At 62.4% G+C, this 17,105-nt stretch carries 17 protein-coding genes; 10 read left to right on the top strand and 7 right to left on the bottom strand.

Going from position 1 to position 17,105, the window contains the following annotated elements; genetic code table 11:
* The first annotated feature begins 91 nt into the window (after positions 1 to 91).
* The 4 genes from QD408_RS18825 to QD408_RS18840 all read left to right on the top strand — a co-directional run bounded on the left by QD408_RS18825 (position 92) and on the right by QD408_RS18840 (position 3,315).
* Positions 92 to 1,444, top strand: a complete 1,353-nt coding sequence (locus tag QD408_RS18825; RefSeq protein ID WP_088684043.1) for a TadE/TadG family type IV pilus assembly protein — start codon at positions 92 to 94, stop codon at positions 1,442 to 1,444.
* Entirely contained in the window at positions 1,441 to 1,971 is a 531-nt protein-coding gene (locus tag QD408_RS18830) for a TadE/TadG family type IV pilus assembly protein (protein ID WP_088684042.1), read from the top strand. The genes QD408_RS18825 and QD408_RS18830 overlap by 4 nt, the downstream gene beginning before the upstream one ends.
* Before the next feature lies 1 nt (position 1,972).
* Positions 1,973 to 2,557, top strand: coding sequence for a TadE/TadG family type IV pilus assembly protein (locus tag QD408_RS18835; protein WP_414140334.1), 585 nt, complete (start codon positions 1,973 to 1,975; stop codon positions 2,555 to 2,557).
* A gap of 215 nt (positions 2,558 to 2,772) precedes the next feature.
* The gene (locus QD408_RS18840; RefSeq protein WP_088684040.1) at positions 2,773 to 3,315 is read left to right on the top strand and encodes a hypothetical protein; all 543 of its coding nucleotides are present in this window, start codon (positions 2,773 to 2,775) and stop codon (positions 3,313 to 3,315) included.
* A gap of 17 nt (positions 3,316 to 3,332) precedes the next feature.
* Here QD408_RS18840 and QD408_RS18845 read toward each other — a convergent pair whose 3' ends face one another.
* Positions 3,333 to 4,172, bottom strand: a complete 840-nt coding sequence (locus QD408_RS18845; RefSeq protein ID WP_414140335.1) for a hypothetical protein — start codon at positions 4,170 to 4,172, stop codon at positions 3,333 to 3,335.
* Positions 4,173 to 4,279: 107 nt separating this feature from the next.
* Positions 4,280 to 5,332, bottom strand: coding sequence for a proline racemase family protein (locus tag QD408_RS18850; RefSeq protein WP_414140336.1), 1,053 nt, complete (start codon positions 5,330 to 5,332; stop codon positions 4,280 to 4,282).
* A gap of 255 nt (positions 5,333 to 5,587) precedes the next feature.
* On the opposite strand from QD408_RS18850, the gene QD408_RS18855 reads away from it, so the two are divergent.
* Positions 5,588 to 6,586, top strand: coding sequence for an Ldh family oxidoreductase (locus QD408_RS18855; protein WP_414140337.1), 999 nt, complete (start codon positions 5,588 to 5,590; stop codon positions 6,584 to 6,586).
* Between the two features lie 3 nt (positions 6,587 to 6,589).
* Here QD408_RS18855 and QD408_RS18860 read toward each other — a convergent pair whose 3' ends face one another.
* Complete coding sequence (locus QD408_RS18860; RefSeq protein WP_414140338.1) at positions 6,590 to 7,267, bottom strand: GntR family transcriptional regulator; 678 nt, start codon at positions 7,265 to 7,267, stop codon at positions 6,590 to 6,592.
* A 389-nt stretch (positions 7,268 to 7,656) separates the two neighbouring features.
* On the opposite strand from QD408_RS18860, the gene QD408_RS18865 reads away from it, so the two are divergent.
* Positions 7,657 to 8,436, top strand: coding sequence for a pyrroline-5-carboxylate reductase (locus QD408_RS18865; protein ID WP_414140340.1), 780 nt, complete (start codon positions 7,657 to 7,659; stop codon positions 8,434 to 8,436).
* A gap of 6 nt (positions 8,437 to 8,442) precedes the next feature.
* Here the strand turns inward: QD408_RS18865 and QD408_RS18870 are convergent, their stop codons facing one another.
* On the bottom strand, positions 8,443 to 8,991 hold the full coding sequence (locus tag QD408_RS18870) for a cupin domain-containing protein (RefSeq protein ID WP_064696882.1): 549 nt from the start codon (positions 8,989 to 8,991) through the stop codon (positions 8,443 to 8,445).
* A gap of 141 nt (positions 8,992 to 9,132) precedes the next feature.
* On the opposite strand from QD408_RS18870, the gene QD408_RS18875 reads away from it, so the two are divergent.
* Positions 9,133 to 10,467: an aspartate aminotransferase family protein gene (locus QD408_RS18875; RefSeq protein ID WP_414140341.1), complete on the top strand. Its 1,335-nt coding sequence runs from the start codon at positions 9,133 to 9,135 to the stop codon at positions 10,465 to 10,467.
* Between the two features lie 41 nt (positions 10,468 to 10,508).
* Here the strand turns inward: QD408_RS18875 and QD408_RS18880 are convergent, their stop codons facing one another.
* Positions 10,509 to 10,991: an Lrp/AsnC family transcriptional regulator gene (locus QD408_RS18880; RefSeq protein ID WP_414140342.1), complete on the bottom strand. Its 483-nt coding sequence runs from the start codon at positions 10,989 to 10,991 to the stop codon at positions 10,509 to 10,511.
* 106 nt (positions 10,992 to 11,097) lie between these two features.
* Here QD408_RS18880 and QD408_RS18885 point away from each other — a divergent pair, with 106 nt between their 5' ends.
* From QD408_RS18885 to QD408_RS18895, 3 genes are read left to right on the top strand one after another with little or no spacing between them, the layout of a single operon-like run.
* Entirely contained in the window at positions 11,098 to 12,309 is a 1,212-nt protein-coding gene (locus QD408_RS18885; protein WP_414140343.1) for a diaminopropionate ammonia-lyase, read from the top strand.
* Positions 12,306 to 13,553, top strand: coding sequence for a Zn-dependent hydrolase (locus QD408_RS18890; RefSeq protein WP_414140344.1), 1,248 nt, complete (start codon positions 12,306 to 12,308; stop codon positions 13,551 to 13,553). The genes QD408_RS18885 and QD408_RS18890 overlap by 4 nt, the downstream gene beginning before the upstream one ends.
* Positions 13,550 to 14,710: a M20 aminoacylase family protein gene (locus QD408_RS18895; protein WP_414140345.1), complete on the top strand. Its 1,161-nt coding sequence runs from the start codon at positions 13,550 to 13,552 to the stop codon at positions 14,708 to 14,710. Before QD408_RS18890 ends, QD408_RS18895 begins: the two co-directional genes overlap by 4 nt.
* A 13-nt stretch (positions 14,711 to 14,723) precedes the next feature.
* Here QD408_RS18895 and QD408_RS18900 read toward each other — a convergent pair whose 3' ends face one another.
* Together QD408_RS18900 and QD408_RS18905 are read right to left on the bottom strand one after the other, a co-directional pair.
* Positions 14,724 to 15,743, bottom strand: a complete 1,020-nt coding sequence (locus QD408_RS18900) for an AraC family transcriptional regulator (protein WP_414140346.1) — start codon at positions 15,741 to 15,743, stop codon at positions 14,724 to 14,726.
* Positions 15,744 to 15,822: 79 nt separating this feature from the next.
* Positions 15,823 to 17,103 carry a D-amino acid dehydrogenase gene (locus QD408_RS18905; protein ID WP_414140347.1) on the bottom strand — a complete coding sequence of 427 codons (1,281 nt, stop codon included), beginning with the start codon at positions 17,101 to 17,103 and terminating at the stop codon, positions 15,823 to 15,825.
* Positions 17,104 to 17,105 lie beyond the last annotated feature (2 nt).

Consider the following 17,105-nt stretch of genomic DNA (forward strand, 5'->3'; position numbering starts at 1 on the left):
TCTTCCGTCAGGAACCGGGAAATTAACAAACCCTCAAGTCTTCTCGATACATCTTGCTTTTGCTATTTTTTGTCTTGCGTCACGGTGTTTTTTGAAGTCGGCCCTTTCATCACTCGATCGAATTGTGAGCGCCCTTCGCAGTCTCGGAAGGGACAGGGGCGGCAACGTCGCGATCGTCGTCGCCCTCAGCCTCGTGCCGATGCTCATCGCCGTCGGCGCGAGCTTCGACTATATTCGCAGCTACAATGTCCGGCAGAGGATGCAGAGCGACCTCGACGCGGCCCTGATCGCCGCGGTCAAGCAGATCAACAACACCGAGGACACCGACGCTCTCAAGGAAAAGGTTGCCGACTGGTTCCATGCGCAGGTGGACAACAGCTACACGCTTGGCGAAATCGACATCGATACGTCAAACCACAACATCACGGCGACGGCGAGCGGCACCGTTCCGACGACGTTCATGAAGATCGCCAATATCGAGACCGTCCCCGTCAGCGTGGCAAGCGCCGTCAAGGGACCGGCCACGTCCTATCTCAATGTCTATATCGTCATCGACACATCACCTTCGATGCTGCTGGCGGCAACGACGTCAGGCCAGTCGGCCATGTATGCCGGCATCAAATGCCAGTTCGCCTGCCACACGGGCGATTCACACACCATCGGCAAGACGACATACGCCACCAATTACGACTACAGCAAGGAAAAGAAGATAAAACTGCGCGCCGACGTCGCCGGGGACGCCGTCCGCGAAGTGCTCGACATGATCGACGAATCCGACGAGAATCATGAACGGATCAAGGTCGGATTATACAGTCTGGGCGATACGCTTACGGAAGTTCTGACCCCGACGCTGAGCACGGACGAGGCGCGCAACCGCCTCGCGGACGCGAATTACGGCCTTACGAGCGCAACCTCGAAGGCGGCCACCTATTTCGACGTATCGCTTTCGACGCTCAAGCAGAAAGTCGGCGCCGGAGGGGATGGCACCTCCTCGGGCGCGCCGCTCAAGCTGGTTCTGCTGCTGACGGACGGTGTCCAGTCGCAGCGCGAATGGGTGACCGACAAGGTAACGAAGGATAGGAAATATGGGGCCTACTGGAACAAGGTGGCGCCTCTCAATCCCGACTGGTGCGGCTATCTGAAGAACCAATCCAACACGATGGCGGTGCTCTACACCGAATATCTGCCGATCACCACGGACTGGGGCTATAACGCAACCGTCGGCTCGACCATGGCAAGCGCCAACTGGAAGAGCACCTGGGGCGGCACCATGGACAGCGACGTTTCGAGCAGCATTACCAGACGGGATTACATCCCCTACGCGCTTGGCGACTGCGCGTCGTCGAAGAGCCTGTTCATATCAGCATCGTCGTCGACGGAGATCACGGAAGGCCTGTCGACGCTCTTTACCCAATATCTCTCCGCAGTCCGGCTGACTCAATGACCGCAAGAAAACGCTTTGCATCGTTTCGCCGCCTGCTCGGCGATCGCAAGGGGGTGGCCGCGATCGAATTTGCGATCCTGGCCCTGCCGCTCTTCATCATGATCTTCGGCATTATCGAAGTGTCGCTGATGTTCTTCGTCAACTCCTCGCTGGACGCTTCGGTTCACAAGATCTCACGGATGATCCGCACCGGCGAGGTCGCGTCCTCGAAGATCACACTGGCTACATTCAAGAGCAAAATTTGCGACGACATGCTGCTATCCTTCAGCTGCTCCAGCGGTCTCGTCGTCAAGGTCAGCGTGCTTTCCGACCTCTCCTCCGCCACCAGCACCGATCCGATCGACAACAACGGCAAACTCGCCGTCACCCAGACTTATGATATCGGCAAGGGCAGCGACTACATTCTGGTGCAGGCGTTCCTGCCCTGGGAAGCCTCCGTCAATTTCTTCAGCCTGTCGAGCGCCAAGCTTTCGGACGGCAGCTATCTCCTCGGGTCCTCCGCCCTGTTCCGCAATGAGCCCTTCTGACATGATCATGAAACGGAGCCTCGCCCTCCTCAGCCTCGCCCGACCCGCCATCCGTCGACTTGCGCGAGACCGCGCGGCCGCTTCCGGCGTGGAATTCGCCCTGCTGCTGCCGATCCTGATCGTGCTGCTGTTCGGCACGGTCGATCTCGGTCATGCCCTCACAGTCAGCCGCAAGATAGACGAGATCGCCTCCAGCACAGGCGACATGATCGCGCAGCAAAGCACCTGGACGAGCACCGACGTCGCCAAGGTTCTTTCCGGCGCGAGCTTCATCCTGCAGCCTTATGACACCACCGGACTGAAGATCACGCTGACAGTCAATGATGTCGACAACAGCGGCAAGGCGACCGTCAAGTGGTCCGCCGCGTTCAACACGTCGTCACTCGCTTCCGGCACGGCGAGCGCGATCGACATACCGAAAAAGATCCAGGAGACGGGCGTGCAGGTCGTGCTGACCCGGGTGGAATACACGTTGACGACACCGGTCTCGGCATTCTTTTCGAACTTTACCGGGCAGAACGGCTACAGCTTCGATCACCACTTCTTCAATCGTCCACGCGTGAGCGACACGATAAAATATAACTAAAGCACATCGCGTCAAACGTGATTCATGCGATGCGCTTTAGCTCTTTGTTTTGACGCATGTCGTTATCCCGGAACCGCTGCACACTTCCGGGCGACATGCGGTAGCCGCAGGCTCCTTCGCGATTGCATCAATCAATCCAACGACATTCAGTCCGTTGTCGCCGGGCCGGCAATGGTGCATTGCTTCGGCCGATCGGCTTTCCCGGGAGAATCGCAATGAACGATCGTGGATACCAAGAGCAGGAAGCGACGGCGGGAAGGGTCTTCGGCGGCATGCGGCGGCTGCATGCTGTCGCCCTGGTCGCGATGGTGTGCGCGCACGCGCCTGCCGGGGCGGCGGCGGCCGATCTTCAATGGACGCAAGATCCAGGCAGCCACTGCAAATTCGTGGCACCCGCCTCCCTCACCAGCGGCCCCACCTTCTGGATCGGTGCCTGCGTCGAGGGAAAGGCGTCGGGAGAAGGAATGCTGCGCCGCCGTGACGGCGACAAGGCCGGGGCCGCCTTCTTCGGCCGGATGAAGGACGGCATTCCGGAGATCGGCGTCGTCGATCTGACCGACGGATACAGAGCCGGCAACTTCAGCGACGGCGACATCGGCGGGCAGACCGAGTCAGACCCGCAAAACAGGATCGACGCCTTCCGTATCGCGGCCGAAGCGGCGCGGCTCATCAGCGCCAAATATGCCGCCGAGAAAAATGCGGGATCGGCCCGCCACTATGAAGAGCTTGCCAAGACATTGGAACAGCAGACCGATTGAGTGCTGTTCCCGCCGGCTCACCCGGCGAGCTTGACGATGCCGTAAGGATTGAACTTGAACTCGTCCACTTCATAGGTGGAATCGAAGGAGAGGCTTGCGCCGCGCGCTTTCAGCGTCGGATCGAGGCCGTGCTTGGCGATTTCCTCGGCAACCGCATCGATGATGGCGACGACCTGTCTTTCGCTGCCGGCCGTTTCCGGCACATAAACCTCCGGCAGCCCCACGAGATGGAAGCCGACGCTTTCCAGATAACCGCGCGCCGAGAGCGGCCGCTTCGCGAAAGCCAGGCGGCCGATGCGCTGCGCCGCGAGCGTGTCGCCGGCCTTCTGCGCTTCGGCTCCCTGCCGGATCAGCTCTCTCCATCGATCGAGCCCGTGTGCGATGCCGGCGCTTTCGCCCTTCACCGCGACTGCTCCCGCGCCGATCATCCGTTCGACCAAGCGGAGCGCCACCATCGAAACCTTCACCGTGTCGGCCTGCGCCATGCTCGGCCCGAGGACATAGAGAACGGATTGATGATCGGCGACGGCCTGCTCGTCCGCCGCATCCCACGCATCGGGCTCGACCCGGTCCCAGCAGACGTCGAACGACCGGCTCATCCGGTCATCGGGCTCGGCCTGGGAATAATCCTCGTCGATGCTGAATCCGGCAGCGAAATCGCCGATTGCCTTTGATGCTGCTTCGGATAAGGCGCTCAGGTCGCGTTCCTTCCCGAGGAAACAGAGGACATGCCGGGGCGTCACCGATGACGCCTCGGCCTGCGCCGCCGCTTCTTCGCCGGATTCTTTGGCCGATGCCGCTTTCCAGCCGATCAGCGCCCAGATGGATGCAAGGAGAGCGCGACGCATGAGCTTCATGATGCCTTCCGTTCGGTCGAATGTTCTTGGCTCAGCTTGTAACCACATGAAATCCGAAACGAAAGCGGGATCGTCATCAGAGGCTATGCCGTCGCGCGCCCGATTTTTTAAGCCCAGATGTCTCCCGGGGTGAAACCTTCGGTGAAGGGATCGTCATTGTCGAGAACGAGCGTATTCAGGCCGGAGATCCAGCTGGTGCCGGAGAGCGTCGGGACGACGGCGGCTTTGTCGCCGATCCTTGCCTCTTCGACCAGCCTGCCGGTGTAGACGTTGCCGAGGATTCCCTGATGGCGGAAATCCTGGTTGAGCGGCAGCTCGCCCTTCGCACGGAGAACGGCCATCTTCGCGCAGGTGCCGGTGCCGCAGGGGCAACGATCGAGCGCTCCGGTCCAGGTGGCGGGATCATCCCAGGAAAGATCGCCCGTGGCCATCGTCACCGTATTTTTCCAGTCGGCGTTCGGATCGTCCGTCGGCCCCGACAGCTGTGAGATCGTAATGCCGACGCCGGGATAATGCGGATGGGCAACCTGCAACTGTTCGATGGCCGCCTGCCGGATCATCGCGGAAACACGCGCGATCTCCCGCCCATGTGCCGGGATCAGTTCAAGGCCCTTGAACTGCCTGACATCGGCGATGACATAGAACATGCCGCCCCAGCCGACATCGACAGTGACCTTTCCAAGATGCGGCACGTCGATGACGGCATCGAGATGGGCGGCAAATGCCGGTACGTTCTTGAAGGTCACGCTCTTGACCTTGCCGTCCCTGCATTCGGCCTTGATGCGAATGAGCCCGGCGGGCGCCTCGAGAACCAGTTCGGTGACAGGTTCCTTCATCGGAAGCATGCCCATCTCGAGCAGGACCGTGACCACCGAGATGGTGTTGCCGCCCGACATCATCGGATATTCGATCTGCTCCATGATGACATAGCCCGCATCCGCTTCCGGGTGAGACGGCGGCACGATGATGTTGCAGCAATGGGCGGGATAGCCGCGCGGCTCGCGCAGCATCAGCTTGCGCAACTGGTCGTCATTGCTCTCCAGCCATTTCATCTTTTCGTAGACGGAGTTTCCGGGAATGTGCGGAACGCCGCCCGTGATCACGCGCATCGGCGTGCCGGCGTGGGTATCGACCGCGTGAATCGTTCTCTTGAATCCCATTTCTGCTTCCTCCTCTGGTGGGTTGCGAGTTCGTTTTCATGGGAGCAATGCCTGGCCTTCCGCTTTTCTCGTAACGCGCCGGATAGGGCATTGCTTTGTAATATCGTATACGATATCTGAAAATGCAGACCCGTCAACCAGGGAAGGCGGAAAATAGACATACCTGTACATTTTGCCTGTCAGCGTGTCCCCACTTTTGCTAAAGAAGCCTGAGACCGGCCGCTCAGCCAGGAGAGACACAGGAGGAGATACAAAATGTCGGATGAGGTCGTATTCGATCTGGCGGAAGCCGAGAGCCTGGCGATACGCGCTTGCCTCGCGGCAGGCGCCAGCCAAGCCACCACCCGTTCTCTCGTGGACGCCACCTTGTCCGCAGCACTTTACGGACCTCCAACCCTCGGGTTTCCACATTTCGTCGATTACCTCGACAGCTTCCGCGAGGGCCGCATCAACCGCGATCCTGCCCCCACCTGCGAGCGGCCCTATCCCGCCTTCTTCGCCGCGGATGCCGATCGAGGGATCGCGCAGCTCGGTTTCGATCTTGCCTTCGAGGATCTGGTCGAAGCGGTACGCACGCTCGGCGTCGCGGTCTTCACGCAAACGAACAGCTATACGACGGGAGAACTCGGCTATTACGTTCGCCGTCTCGCCGGCGAAGGGATCGTCGGCATCGCCGCGACCAATGCCAATGCCATGGTGGTCGCCAAAGCGGGCGGTCCCGCCGTCTACAGCACGAACCCGATGGCCTTCGGCTTTCCGCTCGGAGAGGGATCGCCGCCGCTCCTCATCGACCAAGCGTCGAGCGCGACCGCCTATGTCAACGTCGTCGCGGCCGCAGCCGAGGGACGCAGCATCCCGGAGGGATGGGCCGTCGACGAAGCGGGACAGGAAACCCAGGATGCCGCAAAGGCGCTTGGCGGAGCCCTGCTTCCCTTCGGCGGGCGCAAGGGCGCCAATGTGGCGCTGATGGTGGAAATGCTGTCGGCCGGCCTGTCCGGCGGCCCCTGGTCATTGGATACGCCGTCCTTCCGATCGGGAAGCACCAGCCCCGCCGTCGGGTTGACCGTCGTCGCGATGATGCCGGGACGCGCTGACCGCGGCCTTGTCGAACGCGCGCGCCGCCAGGCGAACCGCCTGCAAGGCCACGGCGTCTTCGTGCCCGGCGTCAGCGGCATCGACTATCCCCCCACGTCGGAAGGGCTGAAAATGCCCCGCTCCGTGTTTGAGGCCATAGCGAAGATAGCGGGCGTCTGACGCCTAAAGGGATCTTTTCCCGGGCAGATGTTCGAGCAGCGATTGGCACGCGCTCATGATGTGGGCGTAGACCAGTTCTGCTGCCCTGTCCTCATCCCGCTCCCGGCAGGCCTCGACGATTTGCCGGTGTTCGCGGTCCGCCGTCTGCTGGCCGTGCGACAGCGTCAACTGCACCCGGAGATATCGTTCCAGCCGATCGTTGACCGAACGGATCGTGCTGACGAGGAAGGGCCGGCGCGCATCCTCGTAAAGGCGGCTATGGAAACGCCAGTTCAATTCCGACCAGCGGGCGACGTCAGTTTCCCCAGCGAAAGCATCGCAATAGGCGAGCGCCTCCTTGAAGGTCTCCTGCGTCATGTGCGGGATCGAGAGCTTGATGGCATTCGTTTCCAGGATCGCGCGCACCTCGAAAATTTGGGCGATCTCCGGCTCCGAAAGGCTTGTGACGATCGCGCCCTTGTTGCGATGAAACTCCACCAGGCCTTCGGCCTCAAGCCGTTTGAGCGCCTCGCGGACAGGGATCTTGCTGACGTTGAAAAGGCGCGCGACATCGTCCTGGCGGATCGGCTCGCCTTCATCAAGCGAACCGTCCGCGATCGAATCGCGGATGAATTTCAGAATCACATCCGAGGCCGTGGGCGCCTTCCCGAGATCGGTCACCTGTGCGGCGTTGAATGGCATTTCCCAAGCTCCTTGTGTCGGGACAAGATGCTTGGGATATCGTAGACGATCTCTTTCCTCAAGCCGCCCGGCTTCAAGCCACCGCTTGCGCACCGGTGATTTCCACGAGCCGAAACATAAGTCCACGGCACGTCGATGAGGAGGAGCGAAAAATTACGTTGCCGGCACGCCATATTTCTGGCCCAATGCCAGGCACATCGAAAGAGAGGGACCTAAGTGTCCGATGAATTTGAAGCGAAACGAATGCGCGCTGAAAGGACGTCAATGAGACGCTCAGCAACGAGATCGTGTCGCTCGCTCTGCCGTCCGGTCAGTTTCTCGATGAGACGACGCCTGCCGAGCGCTTCGGATGTCGCGCTAGGGCCGCTCAGAGCCGCGGAGTAGATCAGGTGAATGTCAAAAGCATCGGCTTCGTCGGAACCGGCGTCATCACCGAGGCGATGGTTCGCGGGCTTCTCGCCGAGCCCGTCTACGCCGCCGAGATTCACGTCTCGCCGCGAAGCGCGCACATCGCGGAGACGCTAAAGGGCGAATTCGCCGCCGTGAGAATCGCCAAGGACAATCAGGATGTCGTCGATCGCAGCGACATGGTGTTCCTGGCGATACGGCCGCAGGTCGCCGAGGAGGTCGTGCGGGAACTGTCGTTCAGGGCCGCGCAGACGGTCGTCAGCGTCGTCGCGGCAACGGAGCGCCAGGCCCTCCTCGACTGGATCGGCGCCGACGTGCATCTCGTGCAGGCGATCCCCCTGCCCTTCGTCGCAACGCGCCAGGGCGTCACCGCCATTTATCCACCCGACGATACGGTCGCAGCGCTGTTCGACACACTTGGAACGGCCGTCCAATGTCTGTCGAGGAAGGAATACGACCTTCTCGCAGCCGCAAGCGCAATGATGTCCACCTATTTCGGAATCATGGAAACCGTCGGCGTCTGGCTGGAAAAGAGCGGCCTCGAAAGAGCGAAAGCAAATGCCTACATCGCCCCGCTCTTCGCAAGCCTGGCGCAGAAGGCAAGCGGCCCCGGCGCCGAGCCGTTCAGCACGCTGAGCCGCGAATTCGCGACCAAGGGCGGATTGAACGAGCAGGTTCTGTCCGACTTCGACAAGAAGGGCGGCATCGCCGCGCTGAGCGAAGCACTCGACGGCGTGCTCGCCCGTATCGAGGGCCGCTGACACGCATCAGAAGGTCGGCGGCGTGCAGGCGCTGATGACTTCGCAGGGCACCGGACCGACGCAGCGGAAGCGGTGCGGGCGCCGGCTTTCGAAATAATAGGCGTCCCCCGGCCCCAGGATGCGCCGCTCGTCGTCGACGGTCACTTCAAGCCTGCCCGAGAGCACGATCCCGCCCTCCTCACCTTCGTGGACGAGAGGCACCTTGCCGGTATCGGCGCCGGGCTGGTAGCATTCCTTGAGGATCTGCAGGCTGCGGCCGAAGAGGTTTTCGCCGACCTGCCTGAACGAGATGGCGCCCTTGCCGATCTCCACCAGTTCCTCCGCCGCATAAAAGGCCTTCCTCGGGCGGTCGGGCTCGAAGGCGAAGAATTCCGCAAGCCCGATCGGAATGCCGTCGAGAATGCGTTTCAAGGCTCCGACCGAAGGGTTGGAGGCGTTCGATTCGATCAGCGAGATCGTCGAATTGGGCACGCCGGTGCGCTTGGCGAGCTCGCGCTGGGAAAGCTTATGGGCGATGCGGAGATGGCGAAGGCGGCCGCCGATATCGATGGACATAATGCGCTCGTTTCTGTTGTCCAGAATATCGAAAACATATCTTCCCGTTCTCATTCTTTCAATGGGTTATGCCAGCAAAGAAAAGGACTTGTTTGAAAAGCGAAAATCGCGCCATTCTCGGCCATTCCCAAGGAGGCCAGGATGGACCAGATCAACAAGACGAACGCGCCCATACTCGAAAATTTCTGGATGCCGTTCACCGCGAACCGGCAGTTCAAGGCGGCGCCGCGGCTTCTCGCTGCCGCCGACGGCATGTATTACACCGATGTCGACGGAAACCAGGTGCTTGACGGCACGGCCGGGCTCTGGTGCTGCAATGCCGGCCACGGCCGCAAGAAGATTTCCCAGGCCGTCGAGCGCCAGCTTGCGACCCTCGACTATGCCCCGACCTTCCAGATGGGCCATCCGATCGCCTTCGACTTCGCCGCCAAGCTGGCTGCGAACGCGCCGGGCGGCGCTGACGCCAAGCTCGACAGGGTCTTCTTCACCGGCTCCGGTTCGGAATCGGTCGATACGGCGCTGAAGATCGCCATCGCCTATCAGCGCGCCATCAGCCAGGGCACCCGCACCCGCATCATCGGCCGCGAGAAGGGCTATCACGGCGTCGGCTTCGGCGGCATTTCCGTCGGTGGCCTCGTCAACAACCGCCGTGTCTTCCCGCAAATTCCGGCCGACCATATGCGCCACACGCTCGACATCGAGCGCAATGCCTTTTCCAAGGGCCTTCCCGCCCATGGCGTGGAACTCGCCGACGATCTCGAGCGCCTGGTGCAGTTGCACGGCGCCGAAACCATCGCCGCCGTCATCGTCGAGCCGATGTCGGGATCGGCAGGCGTGGTGCTGCCGCCGAAAGGCTATCTGGAGAAGCTGCGCGCCACCGCCGACAAGCACGGCATCCTGCTGATCTTCGACGAAGTCATCACCGGCTTCGGCCGTCTCGGTACGCCGTTCGCGGTGGATTATTTCGGCGTCGTGCCCGACCTCGTCACCACGGCTAAGGGCCTCACCAACGGCGCGATCCCGATGGGCGCGGTCTTTGCCAGCCGCAAGGTTTATGACGGCCTGATGGTCGGGCCGGACAATGCGATCGAGCTCTTCCACGGTTATACCTATTCCGGCCATCCGGTCGCCTGCGCCGCCGGCCTCGCCACCCTCGAAATCTATGAGGAGGAAGGCCTGCTGACGCGCGCAGCCGAGCTTGCCGACCACTGGCAGGAGGCCCTGCATTCGCTGAAGGGCCTGCCTAACGTCGTCGACATCCGCAATCTCGGCCTGGTCGGCGCAATCGAACTGGCGCCGCGAGCCGCAGCGCCCGGAACCCGCGCCTATGACGTCTTCGTCGATTGCTTCAATAAGGGCCTGCTGATCCGCGTGACCGGCGACATCATCGCGCTGTCGCCGCCGCTCATCATCGAGAAGGACCAGATCGACACGATCGTCTCGACGATCGGCGATGCGCTGAAACGCGCCGCCTAAACTGCATTCCGACGCGGCGGCAAACCAGCCGCCGCATCGTTCTAGCCGATCGGCACATCAAGCCCGACCTTGACGCGATCCATCGCGACGAAGGTGCGGAAGCGCTTGACGTTATTGTTGCCAAAGAAGAGCCGGCGCGTCAGAGCCTCGTAATCGGCCATCGACGGAACGACGATCACCAGAATGAAATCCGCCTCGCCGGTGACGTAATAGCATTGCTGGATCTCGGGCGCGGCTGCGAATTCCGTCTTCGCCCGCTCGATCTGATCGGCGGTTTCGCTGATCACCTCCACCTCGACGAAGATCGTGATCGACTGCCCCAAAGCCTCCGGCGCGACGACCGAAACGTCAGCCCGGATCACACCCTCCTCCCGCATCCGCTTGATCCGGCGCTGAACGGCCGGTGCCGAAAGGTTCACCGCCTCGCCGATCGTGCGCTGCGGGGTCATATTGTCCCGCTGCAGAATGGCGAGGATCTTCCGGTCGAAGTCGTCGAGATGGGAGGGCTGAACGCGCTTGCTCAAATCCATGCTCCGATGAAACAAAATTGCAAATGAAGGCCTGAATATCAGCGCCTTTTTCGCCTCTGTTGCAATAGAGTTCAGCGAAATCAGGAAATCGAGGTTCGCCATGTTTCTTTTGAACAGCACGCCAGACTATCGCCTGCCGCTCGACCCCAGCGATGCGGAAACGCTCGGCATCGCCGCCGCCGAGGCGGTGGAACGCCACCTCGCCCTCCGGGAAAACCATGCGGCGACGCCGCTCGTCGCCTTGCCGGGACTGGCGCGCGAGATCGGCGTTGCCGCGATCCACGTCAAGGATGAAGGCCATCGCCTCGGCCTCGGAAGCTTCAAGGCGCTCGGCGGAGCCTATGCGGTAATCCGCCTCGTTCTCGAAGAGGCTGAGCGGCGGCTCGGGCGCGCAGTCGATATGGCCGAGCTGCATTCGGAAGAAGTCCGCACCGTTGCGCGCGGGATGACCGTCGCCTGCGCCACCGACGGCAATCATGGCCGCTCCGTTGCGCAAGGAGCCCAGCTCGTCGGTGCGCGCGCCGCGATCTTCGTCCATTCCGGCGTCAGCGACGAGCGCGTCGCCGCCATCGCCCGCTTCGGCGCGGAGATGATCCGGGTTGCGGGAACCTATGACGACTCCGTGCGCGAGGCGGCCCGCGTCGCCGAGGCGAAAGGCTGGACCATCGTCTCGGATACCTCCTGGCCGGGCTATGAACGCATCCCCGGCCTGGTGATGCAGGGCTATACCGCGCTCGTTCGGGAAGCGCTCCGGCAGATGCCGGAACCGCCGACGCATGTGTTCATTCAATCCGGCGTCGGCGGCATTGCGGCGGCGGTCGCCGGCCATCTGGCGATCGCGCTCGGCGAGCGGCGTCCCGTCTTCACCGTCGTCGATCCCGCCCGCGCGGCATGCCTCTTCGAGACCGCACGCGCCGGACATCCCGTGACGATCGCCCATGGCGAGCCGACCGTCATGGCGATGCTCGAATGCTACGAGCCCTCGCTGGTCGCATGGCGCATCCTTTCCCGCGCCGCCGACGCCTTCATGACGGTGGACGAGGCGGATGCTACCGGGATCATGAACCGCCTTGCCCGTCCCGTCGCCGGCGATCCCGCCATCGTCGCCGGCGAAAGCGGCGGCGTCGGCCTCGCAGCCGCCATCAAGGCCGTCGCCGACCCGGCGATCAAGGCGGCGCTCTCGATCGACAACCGCTCCCGCATCTTCGTCGTCAACACCGAAGGCGCGACCGATCCCGGCAAATATCAAGAGATCACCGGGCTGTCGCCCGCCGCAGTCGCCACGAAAAACCGGGAAGGAGCCTTGACATGACCAGGCCATCCATCGATGCGGCCCGTCTCCTCCGGCGCATCAGGACGCTCGGCGAGATCGGCCGGAATAGCGACGGCCGGCTCGTCCGGCTGGCGGCTTCCGATACGGAAAAGCTCGGCCGCGACCAGTTCGTGGCATGGATCGGGGAGGCGGGGCTCGAAGTCGCCGTCGACCGCATCGGCAACATCTTCGGCATATGGAAACCGGATGGCGCGGCGGACGAAGCTCCTATTCTCATCGGCTCGCACATCGACACCGTCATCGACGCCGGCATCTATGACGGCTGCTATGGCACGCTTTCGGGGCTCGAAGTCATCGAGACGCTGAAAGCGGAAGGGCTGACGCCATCCAGGCCGATCGTCGTGGCGGCCTTCACCAATGAGGAAGGCGTGCGCTACGCGCCCGATATGATGGGATCGCTCGCCTATGCGGGAGGCCTGGATATCGATGCGGCGCTCGCCACCATCGGCAGCGATGGAACGGTCCTCGGCCGCGAACTCGAGCGGATCGGCTATGCCGGCGAGCATCAACCGGGTTTCCTGAAGCCCCATGCCTATATCGAGCTGCATATCGAGCAGGGACCGGTCCTCGAACGCGAGGGCATTCCGGTCGGCGCCGTCGAAGACCTTCAAGGCATTTCCTGGCAGCGCGTGACCATCACTGGCGACGCCAACCACGCGGGGACGACGCCGATTTCCATGCGCCGCGACGCTGGTCACGCCGCAGCACGGGTCGTCACCTTCCTGCGTGAGCGGGCAAAGGCGTCGAACACCCCGACCGTCGCGACGGTGGGCTGCATGAGCTTCGAACCGAACGCGATCAACGTGATCCCGTCGCGGGCGATCTTCACGGTCGATCTGCGCGATCCCGACGAGGATCGGCTGAGGGAAGAAGAGGCCGCGCTCGCCGATTTCCTGAAAAGCCTATCGGCTGAGGAGCAGGTCGGCATATCGGTGGAAAGGCTTGCCCGGTTCGAGCCCGTGAAATTCGACCAGGGGATCGTGACGCTCATCGAAAAGGCCGCGCGGGAGCGCGGTCTCGCCTGCCGGCGGATGACATCGGGCGCCGGCCACGATGCGCAGATGATCGCAAGGATCGCCCCCTCGGCGATGATCTTCGTCCCGAGCGCCGGCGGCATCAGCCATAACCCGAAGGAATTTACGGCCGACGAAGACCTCGTCGCAGGCGCCAACATCCTGCTCGACGTCGTTCGCCGCCTCGCCGGGGAAGGAGCACCGGCATGAGCATCGACAGGAACACGCTTCATGCCGAAATGACCGCATGGAGACGCGATCTGCACGCCCATCCTGAATTCGGCTTCGAGGAACGACGGACATCCTCCTTCGTTGCGGCCAAGCTGCGGGAGTTCGGCTTCGACGAGGTCGCCGAAGGCGTCGGCGGCACCGGTGTCGTGGGAACGCTGAAGCGCGGCAGCGGCAACCGCGCCATTGCGCTGCGCGCCGATATGGATGCGCTCAGAATCAACGAGCAGTCGAACCTGCCGCACCGCTCACAAAACCCAGGCATCATGCATGCCTGCGGTCATGACGGCCACACGACGATGCTGCTCGGCGCGGCAAAGATCCTGGCTGAGGAAGCCGGTTTCGACGGCACCGTGCGCTTCATCTTCCAGCCGGCCGAGGAATGGGGCAAGGGCGCGCTCGCGATGATTGCCGATGGGCTCTTCGAACGGTTCCCCTTCGACGAGATCTACGGCATCCACAACATGCCGGGGCTCGGCGTCGGCAGCTTCCGCACGCGTCCGGAAGCGATCATGTCGGCCGAGGACAATTTCGAGATTACCTTGACCGGCATCGGCGGCCACGCCGCGCGGCCGCACTGGGGCAATGAGGTGCTCGTCGCGGCTTGCGCGCTGGTGACCAACCTGCAGACCATCGTGTCGCGCCGGCTGGACCCGGCCGATATCGGCGTCGTCTCCGTCACCGAACTCATTACCGACGGCACGCGAAACGCCCTTCCCGGCATCGCCCGCATTCTCGGCGATGCCCGCAGCTTCCGTTCCGAGATCAGCGAGACGATCGAAAAGCAGATGCGCGTGATCGCCGAAGGCACGGCGATGACTTATAACGTCAAGGCCGAGGTTCTCTACACCCGGGAATTCGTCCCTCTCATGAACGACCCTGCCTTGACGGAGGAAACGCTCGCCCTGGCGCGCGATCTCTACGGCGCGTCGAATGTCGCCGTCGCGGACAAGCCGATGACGGGATCGGAAGACTTCGCGCAGTTCCTGTCGAAGGTGCCGGGCTGCTTCGTCTTCCTCGGCAATGGCGAACACTCCCCGCCGCTGCATAACCCGACCTATGATTTCAACGATGCCGGCCTGCTGCACGGCACAGACTTCCACGTCGGAATCGTCCGCCGGCGGCTCCGGGCGGGTTGAACTTCAGCGGCTTCTACCGCTTCCTGGCTTGCGACGGCAATTGGCCGAAGCGTTTCCGGTAGTCGGCTGCAAATCGTCCGAGATGGCTGAAGCCCCATCGGAGCGCGATGTCGGCGATGGCCTGTCTTCCGTCTGTTTCCAATAGGTCGCGGTGGGCGGCCAGCATGCGGATTTCATGCAGATAGGACATCGGCGTCGTGTTCCTGAACTGCCGGAAGCCCTGTTGCAAGGTCCGGATGCTCACCTTGGCTGCCGACGCGATCTCGTCGAGCGTAATCGGCTCGGCGATGTGTTCCTGCATGTAGTCGATCGCCCATTTCACATGACGCGGGGCCGGCGCCGGAGCCGTCTGCTCCAGCTCGTTCGAATAGCGGTTGGGACAGGCTTCCAGAAGCAGGTAGATCGCCGCGTCACAGAGCGAGTTAACAGCCAGCGGCGACCGCTGCAGCGGCCCGTTTCCGGAAAGACCGCCATGAAGGTTCGCGACGATCTGCTGCAATACCAGCCCCGCACCTGCTGTAAGATCGATATCGGGATGAATATCGAGGTCGCCGTTGATCGTCCGCTCGAACATATGCGTGAGGCGCCTGGTGATCCTCGCCTGATCGATGAACATGCAGAGGTGACGGCGGGGACCGGAAATGCTGGTGCCCCTTGCATCGCCGGGCTCCAGGATCACACCTCGACCGGGCACCGAATATATCGGCTCCCGCCTCCCTCCGAAAGTCATATTCCCCGTCGTCGGCAGGAATATAGCCATCCTGTCGACGACCCCGTCCCGCTTGCCGACGATCGTGCCTTCATAGTAGCAATCGGCGACGCTGACATCGTCCACCGAGATGAAATTGCAGTTATATGCAATTGACGTATTGCGTTCCGCCGTCATCTTGATCGCGGCCTTCGGCGTCGACAATGCTTCCGAGAGCTCGTCCAGGTCCGTTCCGCTCCGCGCGGTTTCCCGAAGCACCATGCTCTGCAGAGCCGGCTGCCGGATGGAACTGCCGACGGTACTCCTATCGGAATGAACGGACATGCGTGCCCTCGCAAGACGATCTAGGCTAGGGATAGCCGATTTAAATAGTAATACAAATTTCTTTTTATGTTGCGGATGCTCAGCCGTATCGGCTGACGGCAAGGTCCTTGGCGTCGATTTCAGGCGCGCGGCCGCTGACGAGATCGCCGATCAGCCGTGCCGAACCGGTGCTCATGGTCCAGCCGAGCGTGCCGTGACCGGTATTGAGGAAGAGGCCGATGATCTTCGTCGGGCCGATGACCGGGGTGCCATCCGGCGTCATCGGGCGCAGGCCCGACCAGAAGGAAGCCTTGGAAACATCGCCGCCGGGGAAGAGATCGGTGACGGAATGCTCCAGCGTGCTGCGGCGCGCCAGGCCGAGATCGTTGGTATAGCCTGAAATTTCGGCCATGCCGCCGACGCGGATGCGATCGCCGAGCCGGGTGATCGCGATCTTATAGGTCTCGTCCATGACGGTCGATTCCGGCGCGCGCGACGCATCGGTGATCGGGATGGTGAGCGAATAGCCCTTGACCGGATAGACCGGCAGGCTGATGCCGAGCGGCTTCAGCAGCAGCGGCGAATAGCTGCCGAGCGCGACCACCACCGCATCCGCGCTCATGCGCTCGTGATTGCCATCGCCATCGCGATCGTGATCGCGAGCGGTGACGACCCCGCGCACGCGGCCGGCCTGGACATCGAGCCCCTTGATCGTCGTGCCGTAGGCGAAGCGGACGCCGAGCGCTTCGGCTTTGGCAGCCAGCGCATTGGTGAACTTGAAGCAGTCGCCTGTCTCGTCCTTCGGCGTCAGCAGGCCGCCGACGATCTTCTCGCGCACGTGCTTCAGCGCCGGTTCGACGCGAATGCAGCCATCCCGATCCAAGACCTCGTAGGGAATGCCGTCGGCGGCGAGCGCCTTGACGTCCTTTGCCGAGGCATCGAGCTGCTGCTGCGTGCGGAACAGCTGCAGCGTTCCCTGCATGCGTTCGTCATAGGCGATGCCGGTTTCGGCGCGCAGCTCGGCGAGCGCAATGCGGCTGTAGTCGGCAAGGCGCAGCATGCGGCTCTTGTTGATCGCATAGCGCTCGGAGGTGCAGTTCGACAGCATCCTCGTCATCCAGGAAAGCATGGCCACATCGAATTTCGGGCGCAGGATGAGCGGCGCATGTTTCATGAACAGCCACTTCATGGCCTTCGCGGGAATGCCGGGGGCCGCCCAGGGCGAGCAATAGCCGAAGGAGACTTCGCCGGCATTGGCAAAGCTCGTTTCCAGCGCCGGGCCGGGCTGACGGTCGACGACCGTGACCTCATGGCCTGCTTTGGCGAGTTGATAAGCGGAGGTGACGCCGAGGATGCCGGCGCCCAGAACGATGACTTTCATGA

The organism is Rhizobium sp. BR 249, assembly GCF_047445895.1.
In the GTDB taxonomy this organism is placed as follows: domain Bacteria; phylum Pseudomonadota; class Alphaproteobacteria; order Rhizobiales; family Rhizobiaceae; genus Rhizobium.